The organism is Vibrio sp. 10N.222.52.B12, assembly GCF_002875385.1.
Lineage (GTDB): Bacteria > Pseudomonadota > Gammaproteobacteria > Enterobacterales > Vibrionaceae > Vibrio > Vibrio jasicida.
Genome location: NZ_MDAW01000121.1, coordinates 165085 through 184664, shown reverse-complemented (window position 1 = coordinate 184664; position 19580 = coordinate 165085). Strand labels below are relative to the sequence as shown.

Annotated in this window: 18 protein-coding genes; 8 read left to right on the top strand and 10 right to left on the bottom strand. The window is 42.7% G+C overall.

The features are described from left to right. Positions 1-13: 13 nt before the first annotated feature. From BCT11_RS14985 to neuC, 3 genes are read left to right on the top strand one after another with little or no spacing between them, the layout of a single operon-like run. The gene (locus BCT11_RS14985; protein ID WP_102388618.1) at positions 14-709 is read left to right on the top strand and encodes an acylneuraminate cytidylyltransferase family protein; all 696 of its coding nucleotides are present in this window, start codon (positions 14-16) and stop codon (positions 707-709) included. Beyond that, on the top strand, positions 706-1749 hold the full coding sequence (locus BCT11_RS14980; protein WP_102388617.1) for an N-acetylneuraminate synthase family protein: 1044 nt from the start codon (positions 706-708) through the stop codon (positions 1747-1749). Before BCT11_RS14985 ends, BCT11_RS14980 begins: the two co-directional genes overlap by 4 nt. A gap of 2 nt (positions 1750-1751) precedes the next feature. After that, the gene (neuC, locus tag BCT11_RS14975; RefSeq protein ID WP_050904675.1) at positions 1752-2873 is read left to right on the top strand and encodes a UDP-N-acetylglucosamine 2-epimerase; all 1122 of its coding nucleotides are present in this window, start codon (positions 1752-1754) and stop codon (positions 2871-2873) included. Positions 2874-2994: 121 nt separating this feature from the next. Here neuC and BCT11_RS14970 read toward each other — a convergent pair whose 3' ends face one another. Beyond that, positions 2995-4110, bottom strand: coding sequence for a glycosyltransferase family 4 protein (locus BCT11_RS14970; protein WP_102388616.1), 1116 nt, complete (start codon positions 4108-4110; stop codon positions 2995-2997). A gap of 177 nt (positions 4111-4287) precedes the next feature. Between BCT11_RS14970 and BCT11_RS14965 the strand changes: the two genes are divergently transcribed. The 3 genes from BCT11_RS14965 to BCT11_RS14955 are packed head-to-tail and all read left to right on the top strand — an operon-like array spanning position 4288 to position 5895. Continuing rightward, a complete protein-coding gene (locus tag BCT11_RS14965) occupies positions 4288-4683 on the top strand; it encodes a diacylglycerol kinase (RefSeq protein ID WP_050904673.1) in 396 nt (131 codons plus the stop codon). Positions 4684-4691: 8 nt separating this feature from the next. Further along, positions 4692-5399 (top strand): 3-deoxy-D-manno-octulosonic acid kinase, encoded by a 708-nt coding sequence (locus BCT11_RS14960; protein ID WP_102388615.1) that lies wholly within the window; start codon positions 4692-4694, stop codon positions 5397-5399. 16 nt (positions 5400-5415) lie between these two features. Next, the gene (locus BCT11_RS14955; RefSeq protein ID WP_102388614.1) at positions 5416-5895 is read left to right on the top strand and encodes an acyltransferase; all 480 of its coding nucleotides are present in this window, start codon (positions 5416-5418) and stop codon (positions 5893-5895) included. Between the two features lie 54 nt (positions 5896-5949). On the opposite strand, the gene BCT11_RS14950 is transcribed toward BCT11_RS14955, so the two are convergent. The 9 genes from BCT11_RS14950 to BCT11_RS14910 form a co-directional block, all read right to left on the bottom strand. Continuing rightward, positions 5950-6969, bottom strand: a complete 1020-nt coding sequence (locus BCT11_RS14950; protein WP_102388613.1) for a polysialyltransferase family glycosyltransferase — start codon at positions 6967-6969, stop codon at positions 5950-5952. Further along, positions 6966-8216 carry a lipid IV(A) 3-deoxy-D-manno-octulosonic acid transferase gene (gene waaA / locus BCT11_RS14945; protein ID WP_102388612.1) on the bottom strand — a complete coding sequence of 417 codons (1251 nt, stop codon included), beginning with the start codon at positions 8214-8216 and terminating at the stop codon, positions 6966-6968. The genes BCT11_RS14950 and waaA overlap by 4 nt, the downstream gene beginning before the upstream one ends. Beyond that, positions 8210-9268 carry a lipopolysaccharide heptosyltransferase II gene (gene waaF / locus BCT11_RS14940; protein ID WP_102388611.1) on the bottom strand — a complete coding sequence of 353 codons (1059 nt, stop codon included), beginning with the start codon at positions 9266-9268 and terminating at the stop codon, positions 8210-8212. The genes waaA and waaF overlap by 7 nt, the downstream gene beginning before the upstream one ends. Further along, the gene (gene lpxM / locus BCT11_RS14935; RefSeq protein WP_102388610.1) at positions 9265-10254 is read right to left on the bottom strand and encodes a lauroyl-Kdo(2)-lipid IV(A) myristoyltransferase; all 990 of its coding nucleotides are present in this window, start codon (positions 10252-10254) and stop codon (positions 9265-9267) included. Before lpxM ends, waaF begins: the two co-directional genes overlap by 4 nt. Before the next feature lie 112 nt (positions 10255-10366). Continuing rightward, entirely contained in the window at positions 10367-11308 is a 942-nt protein-coding gene (gene rfaD, locus BCT11_RS14930) for an ADP-glyceromanno-heptose 6-epimerase (protein ID WP_102388609.1), read from the bottom strand. 147 nt (positions 11309-11455) lie between these two features. Next, positions 11456-13654: a YjbH domain-containing protein gene (locus tag BCT11_RS14925; RefSeq protein WP_102388608.1), complete on the bottom strand. Its 2199-nt coding sequence runs from the start codon at positions 13652-13654 to the stop codon at positions 11456-11458. Positions 13655-13656: 2 nt separating this feature from the next. Beyond that, positions 13657-14412: a capsule biosynthesis GfcC family protein gene (locus BCT11_RS14920; protein ID WP_102388607.1), complete on the bottom strand. Its 756-nt coding sequence runs from the start codon at positions 14410-14412 to the stop codon at positions 13657-13659. Beyond that, positions 14409-15083 (bottom strand): YjbF family lipoprotein, encoded by a 675-nt coding sequence (locus tag BCT11_RS14915; RefSeq protein WP_198593953.1) that lies wholly within the window; start codon positions 15081-15083, stop codon positions 14409-14411. Before BCT11_RS14915 ends, BCT11_RS14920 begins: the two co-directional genes overlap by 4 nt. Positions 15084-15152: 69 nt before the next feature. Then, positions 15153-15374, bottom strand: coding sequence for a hypothetical protein (locus BCT11_RS14910; protein WP_021017910.1), 222 nt, complete (start codon positions 15372-15374; stop codon positions 15153-15155). Positions 15375-16026: 652 nt separating this feature from the next. Here BCT11_RS14910 and BCT11_RS14905 point away from each other — a divergent pair. Further along, positions 16027-16542 (top strand): porin family protein, encoded by a 516-nt coding sequence (locus BCT11_RS14905; RefSeq protein WP_045482916.1) that lies wholly within the window; start codon positions 16027-16029, stop codon positions 16540-16542. A 68-nt stretch (positions 16543-16610) separates the two neighbouring features. After that, positions 16611-19304, top strand: coding sequence for an SLBB domain-containing protein (locus BCT11_RS14900; protein WP_102388605.1), 2694 nt, complete (start codon positions 16611-16613; stop codon positions 19302-19304). Positions 19305-19580 lie beyond the last annotated feature (276 nt).

The window sequence follows — 19580 nt, the reverse complement described above, 5'->3', positions numbered from 1 at the left end:
AGTGAAAACGGATATGACAGAAAAAGTTATCGCACTCATAACAGCTCGAGGTGGGTCTAAAGGCTTGCCTCGAAAAAATGTACTCCCAATTAATGGTAAACCTCTGATTGGTTGGACCATAGAAGCTGCACTAAATTGCGAGCAAGTTGAACGTGTATTTGTATCTACTGATGATGATGAAATCGCAGACATTAGTGAAAGCTTTAAAGCCGATATTATTCAACGGCCTGACATTTTGGCATCCGATACCGCGAGCAGCATTGACGTTGTTTCTCATGCAATTACATGGTTTGAAGAAAAAGGGATTGATTGTGACAGTATTGTATTGTTGCAGCCTACTTCTCCGCTAAGAACGGCAGTTCACCTAGATGAGGCTCTAACACTATACATGTCTAAAAGCGCAAATTTTGTTATAAGTGTTTTCGAACCGTCTCACACACCTGTAAAATCTTACATAGCAAGAGAAGATGGAACAATTGAAGGGCTATGGAGTAATGACGCCCCTTACATGAGAAGACAGGATTTACCCAGAGCATTTCAGCCAAATGGCGCGATTTACGCATTCTCTAAAAACGAATTCAAATTAAACAATCAATTCCCTCGCAATAAAGTTTATCCCTATATCATGTCAGAAGCTGATTCTGCGGACATTGATACCATAAATGACTTGTATTTAGTCGAGGAAAGAATGAAGGAATTAGCAAAATGAACAATCCTGTATTTAAAATTTCTGACCGTGAAATTGGCCTAGATTTCGACCCATTAGTGATTGCAGAAATCGGTATTAACCATGAGGGTTCACTCAAAGTTGCGTACGAAATGGTTGATGCGGCAATTGAGGGGGGGGCGGAAGTCATAAAGCACCAAACTCACGTAGTCGAAGATGAAATGAGTGGGGAAGCGAAAAATGTTATCCCTGGCAATGCTGATGTTTCCATTTATGAAATTATGGATCGTTGTTCATTAAATGAAGAAGATGAGACTAAGCTAAAAGAATACGTTGAATCCAAAGGCGCTATTTTCATCAGTACGCCATTTTCTCGTGCTGCGGCTGAACGCTTAGAGCGAATGAATGTACCAGCATACAAGATTGGCTCAGGTGAATGTAACAACTATCCACTTCTTGACCTGATAGCAAGCTACGGGAAGCCTATCATTCTGAGTACGGGTATGAATGGCATTTCATCAATTCAAAAAGCTGTCGACATTTTTAGAAAGCATGCAACGCCTTTCTGCTTACTGCACACTACTAACTTATACCCAACACCAGACCATTTAATTCGAATTGGAGCGATGGAGCAGCTACAAGAGGCATTCCCCGACGCAGTTGTAGGGCTTTCTGATCACAGTATTGATAACCTTGCTTGTCTTGGTGCAGTTGCTGCAGGAGCTTCAGTTCTTGAGCGTCACTTCACTGATAGTAAAGATCGCCCTGGTCCTGATATCGTATGTTCAATGGATGCTAAAGAATGTGCTGAACTGATTGCCCAATCCAAGCGCATGGCAAAAATGCGTGGTGGAAAGAAAGAAGCTGCAAAAGAAGAGCAAGTCACCATTGATTTTGCTTATGCAAGTGTAGTAACCATTGCAGAAATCAAAGAGGGTGAGGTCTTTACGCGTGATAACCTTTGGGTTAAGCGTCCAGGTACCGGAGATTTTTTAGCGGAAGACTATGAGTCGCTTATTGGTAAAGTTGCATCACAAGCAATTACATCAGATGTCCAATTGAAGAAAGAATTCGTTAAATAGCTATGAAGAAAATATTGTTTTTGACAGGTACTCGCGCTGATTTCGGTAAGTTGAAAAGCTTGATCACAAAAGTGGAACAACACTCTGAATTTGAAGCGCATATCTTCATCACTGGAATGCACATGATTGCCAAATATGGCATGACAGCAATTGAAGTTGAAAAAGCAGGCTTCAAATCACTTTACAAGTACATCAATCAAAATGGTCACGATTCGATGGATGTTGTTCTGTCAAAAACAATTCAAGGTCTTTCAGATTACGTTAAAGAGCTCCGACCTGACATGATTGTTGTGCATGGAGATCGTGTTGAGGCAATGGCTGGTGCAATTGTTGGTGCGCTTAATAATATTCTTGTTTCACATATTGAAGGTGGAGAGGTCTCAGGCACTATTGATGAATTGATTCGTCATTCAGTGTCTAAAATGTCCCACCTACATTTTGTTTCCAATGAAGTTGCAAAAAAGCGTTTGCTTCAATTAGGTGAGAGTGAAGCGAGTATCTTTGTTATTGGTTCGCCAGATTTAGATATTATGGTTTCTCCAGATCTTCCATCACTGAAAGATGCGAAAAAAAGGTATGACATCCCTTTTGAGAGTTACTCGGTGTTTATGTATCACCCGGTTACAACAGAAGTTGATGAGCTTGCCAATAATATTGCTAATACCGTTGATGCTCTACTGGAAAGTAGCGAAAATTTTGTTGTCATTTATCCTAACAATGACCATGGTTCGGAAATTATCATCAATGAACTAGAGCGATTAAATAACAACAAAAGATTCAGAGTATTTCCTAGTATCCGCTTTGAATACTTTTTGACTCTTCTTAAAAACGCGAACTTAATGATAGGAAACTCCAGTGCTGGAGTTCGAGAAGTGCCATTTTATGGTAAAGCTTCGATAAACCTTGGAACTCGTCAAAATATGCGCTCGAACGCTAAGTCGATCATCAATGTGCCTGAAGTTAAAACTGATATTTTGGATGCTATTTTTCGTGCCAAAGCATCGGTATTTGAGCCAGAACAGGAGTTTGGTTCTGGGCAAAGCGATGAATTATTTATGAAAGCTCTTGCGTCGAGTGACCTCTGGCAAGCGAGTAAACAAAAGGTTTTTATAGATAAAAGATAAAGACCAAGCTTTAAATCCTGTCATATCGGTAACAGATGTAACTTAATTTAAAACGCGACAAGTGTTGGTTCATAGTTAATGAACCAACACTTGTCAGATAACTAACCCATTACAACAACAGCTACTGGTTGTTTTTTATTTTGTAAATTTCAAGCAGTTTCTGATAGTTCTTTTCTAATACCGTCTCGACATCCATTGTTAAGGCCAATTCTCTGCATTGTTCACTAACATTGGTTGTACGCTTTTTATCAGCCCAGAACTCCATCGCTTTTGCAAGTTCTTCTGGGTTCACCTCAGCCCCAATTACGCTCGACACTTCTGGTTTGAGAACCTCTTTTGCACCACAGTTTTCAGTGGTAATAGAGGGTGTGCCACATGCTAGAGATTCGATCACCGTAAAGCCAAAAGGTTCATAGAGAGTTGGTAGGACATAGCAATCAGCCAGCGTAAAGTAAAGCTCTGGTCGTTTGTCTTCTCCCATAAACTTACATTTGTCTTGTATACCAAGGTTTTCCGAAAATTTAATGTATTCGCCTTCGTGAGTCTCTCGGCCAACGACCACTAGTTGAGCATCAATGTTCAGTTTGGAAAATGCAGTGAGAGTCTGCTTTAACCCTTTCCTCTCGTAGCCAGTACCTAAAAATAAGAAAATCGGTTTGTTAGGATCAAGCTCCATTTGTTGCTTAAGTTCTAAAGCCTCTTTTTCGATTCGTTGTGCATCAAAGCGTTTCGTATCGACAAAGTTATGGATTACTGTGATTTTTTCTTTAGGTACGTGGTGAGCTTCTTGGATCTCCTGAGCACTCTTATATGAATTACTAATGACATGGTAGTAGGCTCCGGGGGCCATCGCTTTTTGTTCAATCAGATGTGTCACTCTATCTTTGATTCGCATCGGCTTATTTAACGATCGTGCCATATGAAGGCTTGTGCCTGCTCCAATTCTCAATACATCGTGTGTCCATGCGTGAGCTAGGCCGTATACCAAATCATAGTCAGATTCCTTGACGTGCTTCTCTACCGCTTTCGCAAATTTCCAAAGGCGATGGCTTTTGCCAATACTAAAACCGCGCAACTTCACAAACTTGACGTTAGGGTGCGGAGGTGTATCAGCATTAGAGCGGCAGATAATAGTGACTTCTTCCCCTTTCTCTGCCATGTATCTCGCCATTTGATTGAGGTACAGCTCAACTCCGCCAGAGTATGCGTGTCTTAAATGGACCAATGCAATCTTCATAAGTAATCCAGTAATTCGTTTGATATTGGTTGTTATGTTACTTGAAGCCTTCATTTTCTGAAAGAAGCCAATCAAAGAGGTGTCGTGTCATGGAAGAACGGTAAAAGAGGCTTACGAGATTGTTCCTCAAATAGAACAATGTAAAATGACGCTATGATGTGATCACGAGACATTCAAGTGGATAAGGACAAGCAGAAAACAGGAGCCGTTTCAGGAAAGCCCGGAAACACGGGCATTCAACGAATTTTAAAAGCCAGTATCTATTCACTTCAAGGTTTGAAGGCTGCAGTGAAACATGAAGCCGCAGTTCGACAAGAATTAGCTTTGCTGATTGCCGCTGTGTTGCTGCTCTCCTGGTTAGACGTTTCGCAAATACAACGTATAGTGATGCTTGGTACTGTTGTTTTGGTGTTGATTGTTGAACTGATTAACTCTGCGATTGAGGCGGTTGTGGATAGGATTGGTGTGGAAAGACATGAGTTAAGCGGTCGAGCAAAAGATATTGGTTCTGCTGCCGTTTTTGTAGCATTACTGTTTGCTGCCTTTACATGGTCTTATATTCTCTTTTTCTGAGGGGCGTGATGAAGCACTATCAAGAAAATAATACGCATGTGTGGTACGACGAAAGCTTGATCACCGAGCCCATTGAGAGTTTGTTTGATATCAACTACTGGCGCAGTTGTAATGCCATCGTTGGTAGTGCTAGTGGACGAGGCACTACGTGGTTTATCAAGCTCCAAAGTACAATTGCTGCATTACGCCATTATCACCGTGGTGGCTTGTTCGGAAAAATTGTCCGCGACCAATATTTGTTCCTAGGCTTAGAGAGAACTCGCAGTTACGCTGAGTTCGTTCTGCTCCAAAAATTACGTAGCGCTGGCGTTAATGTTCCACGTCCTATTGCCGCGAAAGTAGAACAAATAGGTTTGTTGTATCGAGCAGACTTATTGAGTGAAAAAATATCTGAGGCAAGCGATCTCGTTGATAAGTTACAGATAGAACGCTTATCCGGTGATAACTACAAAAAAATTGGTTTAGAAATCCGTAAAATGCACGATGTTGGTGTCAATCATACTGATCTGAATATCCATAACATCTTGCTAGATAGTGAAGGTAAGGTGTGGATTATTGATTTTGATAAGTGTAAGCAGCAGTCAGGTCATAAATGGAAAGAAAGCAATCTGAACAGGCTCTTAAGGTCATTCAATAAAGAGAAACTAAAAAATAATATCCACTGGAATGAAGAAGAATTTACTTCTCTCTTAAGTGGTTATTATGGTTATGAGTAAATCAAGGTAGTGCGACATGGGATTAAAGAGAAAAATCAAAAAATGGCTTTATAAAAAGGCATTAAGAAAAGCAGGAAGTGTCGGAGAGAATGTATTTGTGAATGGAAAGTCTGCATTCACTAAAACTAGTCATATTGGATCTGATTGTCATTTTAATGGAATGATGATTCGAGGGAAGGGTAAAGTTGTGATTGGGGACAACTTTCACTCTGGTGTTGGTTGCCATATTATTTCTGAGATTCATAACTACCACGGAACCAAGCTTCCATACGATGATACCTATATTGAAAAGCCAGTTTCTATAGGGAAAAACGTCTGGCTAGGGATTAATGTCATTGTGCTAGGTGGTGTGACTATTGGTGATGGTGCAATCATTCAGGCAGGAAGTGTTGTTGTAAGTGATATCCCACCAATGGCTATTGCTGGTGGCCATCCTGCAAAGGTTTTCTCATATAGAGATAAAGAACACTACGAGCGAACTGCTGGCAATATATAACTTTTCCGCAGTGAATAGTTGAAGTTGTAAGTCTTCAACTATTCATAAGCTTTACTAAATTTTAATTATATCTATACCACTTTGTTGATAAAACTGATATACAGTCTTAGCCCTCTCGCGAGTCGCCCCTTCTTTTTTCATCTTGCTAAGAATATCGAAAGAAATGACACTTTCCAGCTCATACGCTTTTCCTATGCTGTATATAACAGTGCTCCAACAGGCTGCAATATGACTTGGGATGCTTTTTGTGCTACTAAAGTATGTTTCGGCAGGGACACCAAGATCTTTTATTTTTATGTTTAAGTCTCTTATTATAGAAAGCTTTTCTTTGGATTCATCTCTGTGTGGAATGTAAAAGAAATCAATGTTTTTGTGTTGGTAATATTCACTTATTTGGCGTAAAGATTCTATTTCGTCTTCAAGAAGCATTATTCGGGATTCTGAATACTTAGAGCCGAAGAAGAAGCAAGTGTTGTTGAGTTTTTCTTTGCGGATAAGTGGTTTGGGCTTTCTTAAGTTTTTTTGGCCAAGTCTCAGTAACCCTTCTCCTGCGAAAAACGAATACAAATTAGGGCACTTTAGCTCAGAGTATTTGAAATTGAAAACAAAGTCATAAAAACGTTGGAATACCTTCTGACGTTTACTTCTTAGTTTTGGAGCATAAATCCCTTTTTGTATATAGTCTAGTTGGGTGACAATCGTAGCTGCACCATCGTCCATATAGACGCGCTCTTTGGCTCGATTAGCTAGAAAAAAATTACAAGCAACTTTGCTACGGAAGTCACCAATAATAAAGCGTTTTGATATCGGCATTCTTCTCATTTTTATCATAAAGAAAAATGAATATATATCGCTGATTAGAGAATTTCTAAAGTGCTTATACACTAACTTTCTATTAGCTGGAATTGGCTCTAAAAGATTGAGCATTTGTTCTCTATTTTTGATTCTTTTTTTGTTGCCAAAGTTAACGATAAAAATAGGATTTTCATTGTATTCATTACAGTACTCAAGTGCGGATAAGATCTGTAATGGAGATTCAACATATATAATACTCTGGTCAAAAGATATGGTCATGATGCAAGGTGTCCTATCACTTTTTCTAAGCTGCCTTTACTTTGAAAGTTGCTTTTTTTATCTTCAAGCTTGGTCGGAGATTTGTAGTACTTTCGAATGTGTTTAGAAAGCTCTATACCATCATTGACAACTGTGAGTTGAGAGCTGCTAATAAGTTCATGTGCAATCTCCTCGAAGTTAAAGTAGCTCGGACCAGTAATGGTTGGAACACCCAAAGCCGCTGGCTCTAACACATTGTGCCCACCGACTTTATCGCCAATTAAACTACCGCCCATAAAGCAAATGTCGGCTGCTCCAATCAAGGTAAGCATTTCACCCATGGTATCTCCAAGATAAACTTGGGTCGATATTGTTACTTCTTCTTGGCTTGTACGGCGAGCAGTTTCAAAGCCTTGACCTTGACAAAGCTCAAATACATCTTCGAATCGCTCTGGATGTCGTGGAACAAGGATTAAAAGTGCATTTGGGTGAGATTCTAAGATTTTTTTGTGAGCTTCTAATACCTGCTCATCTTCGCCTTTATGAGTGCTGGCAGCTATCCAAATCGGGCGCTCCAATCCAAGGGCATCCCTTAGCGCTTTAGCTTTTTCTTTTACGTCGTCCGATATCTGGATATCAAACTTTATTGAGCCAGTAACAAAAAGTTTGTTTTTCTCGATACCTAAACGTTCGAAACGCTCAGCATCTGACTCCGTCTGGCAAAGTACCTTATCTATGCATGGATGTAGGAGGTCAAACAGTGGCTGCACTTTTGCGTAGTTCCTACACGACTTTTCAGAGAGGCGAGCGTTGACCACTATGATAGGGATTCCGGCATTATGGACAGTATTAAGCGTGTTTGGCCAAAGCTCGGTTTCGATTATCAACATTTGCTTTGGCCGTATGGCCTTTAGAAAGCCTTTCACGGCAAAACTGAAATCGATAGGCATATAGCGGTGTTCAACTAAGTCGCCCAACTTAGCAATTTGTTCCGCACCAGTGCTGGTTGTGGTGGTGACTAAAATAGGTTGGGTTGGTTTTTGCTTTTTCAATTCTTTAATGAGTGGGATAGCAGCGATGCTTTCGCCTACCGAAACCGCATGAATCCAAATAGGGTGCTCAGTTGTCTCTAGCTTTGGGGTTGTACCAAAATGCTCTTTCCATCGTTGGCCAAATTTGGGCTTGTTCGGTTTACTTTTGTATAAACCAAATAAGAGGAAAGGGGACGCAAGGGCAAGTAGCAATGTGTAAAAAATGCGGATTAGCATGAACTTACCGTTATCGCTTCAAGTTTTTGGATGCTATCTAGCACCTGTTTTGGTGATAATTCAGTTAAACACTTAAGGTGCTTAAACTCACACTCACGCTTAAAGCATGGACGGCAGTCAATATCGGTGTGAACAATCTCTACCTTTTCAGCAAGCGGTGGAGTGTACTTTGGAGATGTTGAACCATAGACTGCAACGACGTTACAACCAACGGCAGCTGCCACGTGCATAAGACCCGAGTCATTTGCTACAACTGTCTGACATGCCGCCAGTAGATCAACGGCTTCAATCAGGCTCGTTTGCCCTGCCAAAACATGAATCAGGTGCTGGTGTTCTTGAGGTACTAATTGCTTGATGTTGTTACAGGTCTCAAGGTCTTTTTGAGAACCAAATAGCCACACTTGCTTTCCTGCATTCGCCATAGCTGATGCAACTTCTGCGTAATGTGTCTCTGGCCATTTTTTAGCAGGGCCAAACTCTGCACCAGGGCACAGGCCAACAACAGGCTCTTCTTGATTGAGGTTAAACTTAGCAATCGCTTCAGCTTGCTCTTTTTTATCAATAAACAGGTTAGGGCGAGGTTGGGTTTCTAAACCACCCAGTGAGGATGAATCGATCATCTCCTCTTGTGGGTAAGCTAATGCAACATAGCGTTCAACCATGAATTGAAAAGACTTCATGTTTGGTCGCAGGTCATTAAGCAGGCCGTAACGCATTTCGCCTTTCCAACCAGTACGAAGAGGAATGTTTGCAAACCACGGAATCAGAGCAGATTTTGCAGACTTCGGCAGGATGTAGGCGTGGTCGTATTGCTTTTCTCGTAATGATTTACCGATTTCGCGACGACCAAGTAAGTTGAATTCACCATGACCAATAGGCATTTCAATGGCTTGGTGGATTTCTGGCATGCGTTCAAGAATTGGTTTACACCAACCTGGTGCAATCACATCAATTTGGCTTTCTGGATGAAGTTGCTTTAAGACAATATAAAGAGACTGTGACATCACCATATCGCCAACCCAAGAAGGGCCAATAATTAAGATTTTTTTCATTTGCTTATTTGCCAGTCAGTGTTGTATCTCGGTTTAAATAGGTTGTAATAGTTATTGCCGTCTTCTTGAGAGTGCAGAAGTTGTAGCACCCACATGTATTGTTCCGGTTTATTTGCTACAAAGTACTCAATCGCTTGGTTACAAGTGCGAGCATCTTGTTCTTCACCCTTGTCTAGCTCAAACACTGGTAAGATTTCGATATCAAACGTACCATCTTCTGTATTCATAGAAGCAAACATAGGTAACACTTTAGCTCGTGATAGCTTGGCAATTTTACCTAAGCCTGGAAGCGTTGCTTTTCTAGTCGCAAAGAAATCGACAAAAACGCTGTGTTCAGGACCATGATCCTGATCGGGTAAGTAATAGCCAATGTAGCCATCACGGATCGATTTCAAAAATGGTTTAATACCACCAGAGCGCTCATAAACACGACCGCCATACTGAACTCGTTGTTTGTGCATCAACCAATCGCCGACTTCATTTTTCTGCTTTTTAGCCATTGCAGAAACCGGCATTCCCATAGAGGCCAACAAAATCGCTGGAATGTCGATCGCCCATGAGTGCGGTACCATCAAAATGACTTTTTCATCATTTTCGATATGCTCCTGCAAAATATCTAAGCCGCGAATTTGGCAGCGTTGCTGTAACCACTTTGGAGAACGTAAGGTAAGTAGGCTAAAGCGGAAAAAGAATAAAGCGGCTGTGTAAAGCGTCTTTTCGATGAGTGCTTCACGCTCTTCAAAGGTTTTGTCTGGGAAACACAGCTCAAAGTTAACGCGAGCTCGGTGGGCTGGGCCTTTGCGTGATTTAGCCAATTTTTTTGCAATAGCTTTGGCTAGCCATTTTTGCACTCCTAGCGGAAGAAGCGCCAACGGCATCGATAGTAGGGCGCCGAGCCAAGTTCCCCAATATTTAGGCGCAAGAAAGTGACGCTCGAATTCAGGGTTATAAGCTTTTGGATCGAAATCATCACGTTGAACAGTCATGAAGTTTTAAGCACCTATTTTCGGAAGAGAGAACTGGAGATGTTTAGAAATGATACTCGTAAACGTATCAGAGTAAAGGTGGTAGAGGCTTCACTACCACCCTTTGAAGGTATTAACGATTCTGAATCGCAAGGTATTCAGCAACACCCTCAGCTACCGTCTTGAATTCTACATCGCAGCCAGCAGCACGAAGCTTAGTAAGGTCAGCTTGAGTGAATTCTTGGTAAGCGCCCTTTAGGTGTTCAGGGAATGGAATGGTTTGGATTTCCCCTTGGCTGTGATGTTTGATCACTGCTTTTGCCACTTCTTCGAATGATTCCGCATTGCCGGTGCCACAGTTAAAAATGCCTGAAACACCGCTTTCTAAGAACCATAGGTTCACTTTGCTCACGTCACCAACGTAGATAAAGTCACGCTTGAAAGATTCACTACCAGCAAACAATTTAGGGTTTTCGCCTGCGTTGATCTGGTTGTTCAAGTGAAACGCTACTGATGCCATGCTGCCTTTGTGATCTTCACGTGGGCCATATACATTGAAGTAACGGAAACCAGTGATTTGAGAAAGCTGCTCGCCATGCTCCTCTGCGTCTTTCCACAGGCGACGAACGTAGTTGTCAAACTGCTGTTTTGAATAACCGTATACGTTAAGTGCACCTTCGTATTCACGCTCTTCAACAAACGTTTCTGTCTCACCGTATGTCGCAGCTGATGATGCGTATAGGAATGGAATTTCACGATCTAGACAGTAATGAAGCAACTCTTTCGAGTACTCATAGTTGTTTAGCATCATGTACTTGCCGTCCCACTCTGTTGTCGCAGAACAAGCACCTTCATGGAAGATGGCTTCGATAGGGCCAAAGTCATCACCCGCCATGATTTGGGTAAGGAAGTCATCACGATCCATGTAATCAGTGATATCAAGATCAACTAAGTTTTTAAACTTCTTGCCATTTTTTAGGTTGTCGACAACCAGAATATCGTTAATACCTGCTTCGTTCAGAGCTTTAACAATGTTGCTGCCGATCATGCCAGCACCACCAGTTACGATGATCATAAGACTTCCACCATAGATTAAAATTTTCTCAGGAAGTTTAGCAGAGTTAAGGCTTTAGGTGTTAGAGGGAAGGTGTTGGCGTTAGATAAAGAAAAAGGAAGCCGAAGCTTCCTTTGTATAAGTAAGTTAATCTAAATCGTGGTTAGATTACTTTTCATCTGATGTATTCGGGCGTTGATACCATGGGTTACGTTCATCCGTCAGTTCAATCAAGCTGTATTTACGACCTAGCTTCTGACCGCCATCGCGAGTCAATGGCTGCCAACTAAAGTTCGCACGGTTGTTGCTTGGTTTCACCGTCATGATGTCGAATGGAATCGAGATGTAGAAGCCTTTCGTAAAGCTACCTTCGCCGAACTCATCTGCAGACAAGTCACTAATTGATGCAAACGCACCAGCGATCACGCCACTCTTGAATTGCTTAGACACGTTCACTTGCGTACCGACATCACCCGCTAGGAACTGACCCACATCGACTTGAATCATCAAATCTTTTAGGAAGTCCCATTGTGGGTAGTAGTAGGCAGATACAAAACCAGTAAAGCCTTTATCGACCACTTGGAATGGGCGGCCGTATTCAGGGATATGCTGCCACTTCTCATCGTAAACGCCAAAGTAGCTTTCAGGGTCACGCTGAGAAATTAAGTTAACATCGGCACCAATTGCCCAGTTTGCACCTTTTGGACGGTACAAGAACTCCGTACCTACACCCGCAAACATGCTTTCTAGGTAACCAGCGTAGAATTGCTGGTCCATGGTATCGGAGTATTCTTGGAACCAAGTTAATTGAAGGTTCGACATAGTTACTGCGTGTTCATTCTGATAAGCACGGAACATAGTACGTACACGAGGAACACTTGTGCCATCTGGTGGTGTTACGTAGTTAAACTTGTCGTAATTATTGTACCAATCCCAGTACAGCGAACCGCCGATTTCTAGATTGTCCGTTAGCCAGTAAGAAGCGTTGCCGCTCAAACCAACACTAAACAAGTAGAAGTCTTCTGGGTTACCCAAAGTCTGTGCAAGTTTTGGTGCAAAGCCCCAATCAAAACGCTCAAATCCATCGTAAGCAGGTTTGCCTTGAGGCTTATTGTTTGATGTAGACGTCGCATCTTCAATATTTGGGTTGATGTAGTTTACTTCAGCAAAGTCACGGTACTTATTTTTTGAGATAACCGTTTGATCGCCGAGCAAACCACGGCTGCGCTCATTGATAGTAAAGGTATCAATGTTGTCTGGCATCTCGTTGTAAAGAACTGCAGCTGCTTTTTCATGCGCTTCGTTGCGGTCGCGATACTTCTTCTGTTCACCAACAATGGAGACAGTATTGGCTTCAACATAGAGCTGGGTATTTTGGTAGCCAGCGACTTTATCCAGCTCCTCGGTAACGCGCTCCCAATCGACATCAGACAGTTGCTCTGGTTGCTTGTCTTCAACTTCTGGCGTTGGTGTATCACGCCAGAAAGACGGCATGTCATTGAAGTTTGTGTAAAGGCTTACGCCTGCTACTAACGTATCACCACGTTCATAACTCACACGCAAGTCCGCCATGTGGCCTAAACGGTAAAGCACGCCGAAGTTCCAAGGGGTGTGGGGCGTCATGTCTATGCCACCGCGTACCACAGGAAAATCTTCGCTGTAGTCATTACTGTCGTATTCAAGCTTGAAGCGCAGTGGGGCATGTAGTGTTTGATATTCCACACCACCAAATAGAGCTGCCGGTCCTTTAAACCAACGCTCAAAATCTACGCTACCGCCATTGCCTTTAAAATCGGAAGGTCGCTCACAGAAACTGTCTGACAACTTACAAGCGGGGTTACTGATATTGTCACGCGTTCCAAGGTAACCCCAGCCCATACCTAAGGTAAAATCAAAGGTACCAAGGTTAGGGTTAGAGTAGCGTTTTGTTGCAGCAACAAACTCACCATCAAACAGGCCAGTACCCGCAAAGTCACGAATACCAACAGAAAGTTCTGGTAGGTACTCGGATTCTTCTAACAAGCGAACTTTAAAATCGATGCCTTTGTCTGTGTACTTGGTATCTCCAGAGAAGCTTGGGTCGTCACTATAGAAAAGATCGTTCACCATGGTGTAACGAATCGTCGTTTCTAGCCAAGGCATCACTTGCAGAGTCACATTGTAAAATAGGTACTCATCGCTGCCAGTGACCGCAAAGTTAAACTCACCTTCAGGAGCCATACGTCCAGTTGGCATTTGCATTAAGCCCACACCACCAAAGTCCATCTGTGAAGGTTGCAGTGGTGGTGCCTCAAAAGGCATATCTTGAGCCCAAACCAACGCTGGACTCATTAAAGAAAGCGATAAACTGGTTCTTATCAGGTTCATATTTAATTCTTCGACAAGGTTGGTTTACGTTGTGACAGTAGTTTGACGATATCTTGATCCATTGGCGACTGTTCAAAATCGTCAAATGGGATATAGACCATGGTCAAAGGTGGTAAATAATATTGTTTGGTTAACCAACTGCCATGATGAGGGGTAACCACCTCACCATTTGGATAGATTAAAATAGGCGGCTGAGCCAGTTCGCCAACCTCACTGCTTTTTAGGCTATCGACCTGTTCATGCAGAGGGATACCAGCTAGATTTTTGATGGCATAAACCTTGTCCACATTGCCCACATACAACACTTTTTCTGCTCGCTGAGGCGCACTTAAGGCAAACTGACCTTTTAAAAGCGGGTTATCAAATTTGTCTAAGCGAATTTGATCAACATCGACGGCGGAAAGAACGCGAGGCGCAAACTGACTTTGCTGGATAAATTTGTAAAATGGATGACCAACGAGGTTGTATTGAATCATTTGGTTCAACACGGCGTTTTTTAACGCCAGACTTTCTTGCTGTGCCTGTTCTGAGTCATCAAACAAACTAATCGCAAAAGGATATTGCAAGACAACGTTCTGCTCTTGTGCGAGTTTCAGGATGTTGTCTAAACGAGTTGGCTGTTCAAATTGTAAGGCTTTTCCAGTACCCACTAATTCAACTTGTAATGGCGGTAAACTTTGGTTCTGGGCTAAAGCAGGTACGGCGGTAATACCAACAACACCCACTAAGCTTAGTAAAGAGAGCAGTCGCTTACTCATGATTTGCTGTACCCTTTCAAAATGGTCAATTCAACTGGCACCATGTTTGGTCCCAAGTGCTGACGTGTTTTCACCACTTGTCCATTACTGTCTACCCAATAGGTGTTCTCTACGCTTTCTTCTAAGCTTGGAAAAGTGACGAGCTCAGTATAAACGTCGGTTGCTGTCGATGAAATAGGAGTGGTTATCGTCTCTTTGCCTTGATGTGATCGCTCTACTTGGGCTTGAAAGCCGTAACGGTATTGCTCAGACCAATCGTAAGACAGCGCATATTGAACAGATGATTTTGAGTAAGCAGGCACGTCACCGTAGACACCGGCTAGGTTAGTGGTTTGCAATCCAATGGTTTTAACAATATGGCCATTCTCTGTTACCACCATCGCTTTATCGGCACTGACCCATTTGAGTTGGGTTTGACCCGTTAGTGGGTTTGATTCTGCAAAGGCGAGAACAACAAAGACTTGCTTTTGGCTGCCGATTTTTAGATAAGCGCTGGCATAAGGAACGGCTTCAATTTCTTCTGGTGTCAGTTCAACATCGATGTAGTTGCCATAAGCTTCTTGAACGGTCGCCGAGACATCATTGAATTTCTGAGTACACCCAAAAGTGAGGCTTAATACAGGTAAAACAACAAGTAAGCGCATCCATTTTTGCGATAGAAAGGTATTCATTATTCCCTCGTACAAATAAAATCGCCCTGAAATAGTTCAGGGCGATTTATCTAGTTCAACTTAAACGAATTAGTTCGTAGAAGTAGAAGTAGAAGTAGAAGTAGACGTTGAAGTTGAATCGCTGTCTGACGCTGCAACTGCTACTACAGTTACTGCTGCTGCTGCACCTACTGCTACTGCAGTTGTTCCAGTTGCAGATGCTGCTGCTGTGCCAGTAGTACCAGCTTCAGTCGCTGCGAATGCAGTTGATGCGCTTAGAGCCATAAGAATAGCTAGAGCTGTGTTCTTCATTATTAATCCTTGTATTTCAGATTTTAAAACATCGATGTTTGGTCTGTTTAGAACATACCATCTGTCATTTTAGTTAAAAAACAATCAGCATGTAAATAGTTTCCTATGGAATTTTACCAACTTCTAAAGAATGCGTCTCATTGAAAAGACAATTCATTTGCAGGCGGTTTTAGTGATTTTAACTAGAGCTTACTGGTGTAATGAAGGATAACTCGGCCATAAGTAACACTAACCCGTCAATATCGAAGTAAGTAGCGAATTGACATTCGAGATAAGTACAACATTATGCTTTGTTACATTAGACGAATGATGCCCAGAGTGTCATTGCTCTCAAAAACAAGAATATCCATTCTCAAACGTTAGAGCGAGCCCCCTTGCCGTTTTGCGCTAATCCATGCATAATTTGCCAGCTTTTATGCTGTGCTTTTCAAGTATGAGTTTTTGATTTTCTCGTCACAAAAGCGATGTTTGAAAAAAGCACTTATATCAATAAACCGAGCAGCTCGGTAATCAGCGAACAGTGGCTAACGCGTAATGCCGCAGGGCGGTAGCGTGAAAACGCACAAGCAAACAGATTAAAGAGTTAACAGACATTCACTGCGTGCGTCATTCATGTGCAGCGGTCAGTCAATACCCAAGGAACACTTACGTGATGAACAAACGACCATGGCTAGGGGCGTTGAGTGCAATCAGCTTAGGCTTGTGCTCATTTACGGCCTCAGCAGATTTTTATGCAGGTGCGTTAGTGAGCTACTCTAATGCCGAATATCACCACTCTTCTACTTCTTCCGTAACCGAAGGCAATCCATTCCTTCTTCAAGCGCAAGCAGGCTATTTCTTTAACGATTATGTCGCGTTAGAAGCACGTTACGGCACTTCAGTACAGCGCGAAAGCGGACTTGCAGTAGACAGCTTAGCAAGTGGTTTTGTTAAGTTGAACATGCCGGTTTCTGAACGTTTCGCACTTTACGGACTGGCGGGTTACTCCAGTGTCCAAATTGATCAACAGAACGTCGGTTCGAATAAAGATCAAGGCTTTAGCTTTGGTTTAGGTATGCATTACGCCTTAGATAAGCACAATGCGGTTGTTTTCGAGTTTGTTGACAATACATCAGAAGACCAAGTTCGTTTGAATGCCCTGACACTCGGCTTTCAGCACCGATTTTAATTAAAAGACCTAGTGCCTAGTTTTAGTAACTAGGATTTTTTAACTCTCGATTTAAATAGCGAATTATCATGCTTAAAGGATATTTCTCGATTGCCGCTTGTGTATTGGCAAGTGTTTTTGCGCCATTCAGTCATGCGCAAACTCCAACCCCGGAACAAATGCAAATGTTCCAAAGCCTACCTGCTGATCAACAACAAGCACTAGCAAGTAAGTACGGCATATCTCTCCCTTCAGGATCTTCTTCTCAGCCAAGTTACTATCAAAACCCTCAAGTGATCGATCCTCGCCCAGAGGTGAGTAATGCCAATCAAACGGATAAAATGGATTTAGCGAAAGAAGACGAAGACTTAAAACGCTTCGGCTTGGAGCTATTTGCGGGTTCACCAACAACATTTGCCCCAGTGAGCGATGTACCGGTCCCTGCTGATTACACAGTTGGCGCCGGCGACGAAATTGTTATCCAACTGTTTGGTAAAGAGAACACGACACACCGTTTGCGAGTAAATCGCGCGGGTACTATCAACTTTCCATCTCTTGGTCCAGTTCAAGTTGCTGGCATGAGCTTTTCTGATGTTCGTGACTCACTAAACCAACGTGTAAAAGAGCAAATGATTGGCGTACGTAGCGACATTTCACTAGGTGAGATGCGCACCATGCAAGTGTTTGTCATGGGTGATGCTTACAAACCAGGTGCTTACACCGTCAGCGCGCTTACCACCATTTCTCAAGCCATTTATTACAGTGGAGGTTTTGGTGAGAGTGGTGCGTTGCGTAACGTGCAATTAAAGCGCAATGGTCAGGTGATTCGCAAGCTTGATATGTATGACCTATTGCTAAAAGGCGACGCGCGCAACGATGTTCGACTGTTACCTGGTGATGTGGTCTTTATTGGTGCTGTTGGCAATACCATCGCTATTGATGGCGAGGTAAACCGCCCTGCAATCTATGAAGTGAAATCAGGCGAAACTTACAAGCAAGCCATTCAAATGGCGGGAGGTTTTACTGCCAACGCTTATAGTGACCAAGTTGAAGTCAAACGTTATGCAGCAAAAGGTGCTCGCGATGCATTAACCCTTAACTTCAGCCAGTCACACGATCAACAAACTAAAGTCAAAGATGGCGACGCCGTTAATGTACTGAAGAAGAGTGAAGAACTAACCCGTTACGTGCAGATTGAAGGTGATGTTCGTCATCCGGGCTTTATCGAATGGAAGAGCGGCCTGCGTGTTGCTGATTTGTTCCAATCGGTAGATACGTCATTTAACTCTACTGCTGATGTTAACTATGCTGTCGTTGTCCGTGAGATTAATCCACAGCGTGACATTGAGGTTTATCAAGTTAACCTCGCTAACGCGATTCTTTCTCCAAGCAGTAAAGATAACCTAAAGCTAAATTCACGTGATCGAGTGCTGGTTTTTAACCGCTTCAATAATGAAGACCTAGATACACTAGCGGATCAAGATACGGTGACAAAAGCGAAAACGCTTGAGCAAGCGCAATTTAAAGCTGAGCTGGATCAACAAAAAGAGCAAGAAGTGATGAGCTCTTCTGTTGCAATATCTTCAGCAACAGACAATATGTCTATGGGCCAATCTTCAACTGAAGAGTCAGAACAGCCGAAAATCATATTCCGTGGCAAAGAAATCACGAAAGAAGACTTTGATGCGTTGAAGCAAAACACCCGTCGCACTTTACTTGCTCCGGTACTTTTGCAGCTCCAGCAGCAATCTCGTTTAGGTTTAGCGCCACAAATCACCGAAGTATTTGGTGAGGTTAAACACCCAGGTCGCTACCCACTCACACCACGCATGTCAGTGTCTACACTAATCGAAGCAGCTGGTGGTCTAACGTACAATGCATTTACCATCAATGCCGAACTGGCGCGTACTGTGATTAGCAGCAAGGACGAGCGCGCGTCTATCGACGTAGAACGCATTGACTTACGTAAAGCGATTCAAGGCAATACAACTGCTGACGCAATTCTTGTTGGCCGTGACCGTCTAAATATTCTTGAAAAACCGAATGTTAAACTACAAAGCACAGTAACTCTGCAAGGCGAAGTTCGTTTCCCTGGCACGTACACGGTTCGTCAGGGTGAGACCTTAGGTGAGTTACTTGAACGTGCTGGTGGTTTGACAGAATTTGCTCATCCTCAAGGCGCAATCTTCACGCGCGAGGCACTTCGCCTACAAGAGCAGAAGCTACTAAACCAATACGCTGCAGATATGCGTGCAGAAACTGCGAAGAAAACCTTCCGAGCAGACAGCAATATGAGCTCGGTGATTTCTGATCCGGATAAAACGTTGAAGTTTGTTGAAGAAGCTAGCCGTAGCAAAGCGCTTGGCCGCATGGTAGTACAGCTTAATCGCATCTTGAAGGACGAGCGCTCAGCTGACTTTATGTTGGAAGACGGCGACTTCTTATTTGTGCCGACATACCGCAATACAGTATCGATCATGGGCGAAGTTCAGGTGCCAATCACGTACTTGTTGGATAACAAGCTAGACGTGAATGACTACCTAAACAAAGCTGGTGGCGCGAAAAAACAAGCAGATGAAGACCGTATCTTTGTCGTGCGTGCTGACGGCTCAGTTTACAAACCAACGTCTGGTTACTGGTTTGGTAACAACCATGAAGAGCTAAAAGCGGGCGATACCATTGTAGTGCCAATTGATACTGACTACCGTGACGCATTGAGCACCTGGACGGCAGCAACGCAGATCCTTTACCAAACAGGTGTAGCGATCAACGCGTTGAAGTAACGAATTACAAAGCCATACAAGTCAGCTTAAACAGGATTAGAAATTTAACTTTAGCAAGAGCTTATGTAATGATTGGAGTTACATAAGCTCGACTTTGTTAATATTAATAATCTAGTGTGGAAATGAGACTGGACATTCTTTGACAGGATAATATTCAGTATTCCGTCATTCCAGCGAGCCTAAGCGAGACTAGGAATCTAGTCGCAGTATGGTGGCTGAAATCAATTTTACCAATCTCTGAATTCCACATAACGAACCTCAGAGCTTAGGATTAAA

Excerpts from the sequence above, each read along its gene's own strand:
- BCT11_RS14985 (WP_102388618.1), top strand. The coding sequence starts at position 14 with ATGACAGAAAAAGTTATCGCACTCATAACAGCTCGAGGTGGGTCTAAA.
- BCT11_RS14980 (WP_102388617.1), top strand. The coding sequence starts at position 706 with ATGAACAATCCTGTATTTAAAATTTCTGACCGTGAAATTGGCCTAGAT.
- neuC (WP_050904675.1), top strand. The coding sequence starts at position 1,752 with ATGAAGAAAATATTGTTTTTGACAGGTACTCGCGCTGATTTCGGTAAG.
- BCT11_RS14970 (WP_102388616.1), bottom strand. The coding sequence starts at position 4,110 with ATGAAGATTGCATTGGTCCATTTAAGACACGCATACTCTGGCGGAGTT.
- BCT11_RS14960 (WP_102388615.1), top strand. The coding sequence starts at position 4,692 with ATGAAGCACTATCAAGAAAATAATACGCATGTGTGGTACGACGAAAGC.
- BCT11_RS14955 (WP_102388614.1), top strand. The coding sequence starts at position 5,416 with ATGGGATTAAAGAGAAAAATCAAAAAATGGCTTTATAAAAAGGCATTA.
- BCT11_RS14950 (WP_102388613.1), bottom strand. The coding sequence starts at position 6,969 with ATGACCATATCTTTTGACCAGAGTATTATATATGTTGAATCTCCATTA.
- waaA (WP_102388612.1), bottom strand. The coding sequence starts at position 8,216 with ATGCTAATCCGCATTTTTTACACATTGCTACTTGCCCTTGCGTCCCCT.
- waaF (WP_102388611.1), bottom strand. The coding sequence starts at position 9,268 with ATGAAAAAAATCTTAATTATTGGCCCTTCTTGGGTTGGCGATATGGTG.
- lpxM (WP_102388610.1), bottom strand. The coding sequence starts at position 10,254 with ATGACTGTTCAACGTGATGATTTCGATCCAAAAGCTTATAACCCTGAA.
- rfaD (WP_102388609.1), bottom strand. The coding sequence starts at position 11,308 with ATGATCATCGTAACTGGTGGTGCTGGCATGATCGGCAGCAACATTGTT.
- BCT11_RS14925 (WP_102388608.1), bottom strand. The coding sequence starts at position 13,654 with ATGAACCTGATAAGAACCAGTTTATCGCTTTCTTTAATGAGTCCAGCG.
- BCT11_RS14920 (WP_102388607.1), bottom strand. The coding sequence starts at position 14,412 with ATGAGTAAGCGACTGCTCTCTTTACTAAGCTTAGTGGGTGTTGTTGGT.
- BCT11_RS14915 (WP_198593953.1), bottom strand. The coding sequence starts at position 15,083 with ATGAATACCTTTCTATCGCAAAAATGGATGCGCTTACTTGTTGTTTTA.
- BCT11_RS14910 (WP_021017910.1), bottom strand. The coding sequence starts at position 15,374 with ATGAAGAACACAGCTCTAGCTATTCTTATGGCTCTAAGCGCATCAACT.
- BCT11_RS14905 (WP_045482916.1), top strand. The coding sequence starts at position 16,027 with ATGAACAAACGACCATGGCTAGGGGCGTTGAGTGCAATCAGCTTAGGC.
- BCT11_RS14900 (WP_102388605.1), top strand. The coding sequence starts at position 16,611 with ATGCTTAAAGGATATTTCTCGATTGCCGCTTGTGTATTGGCAAGTGTT.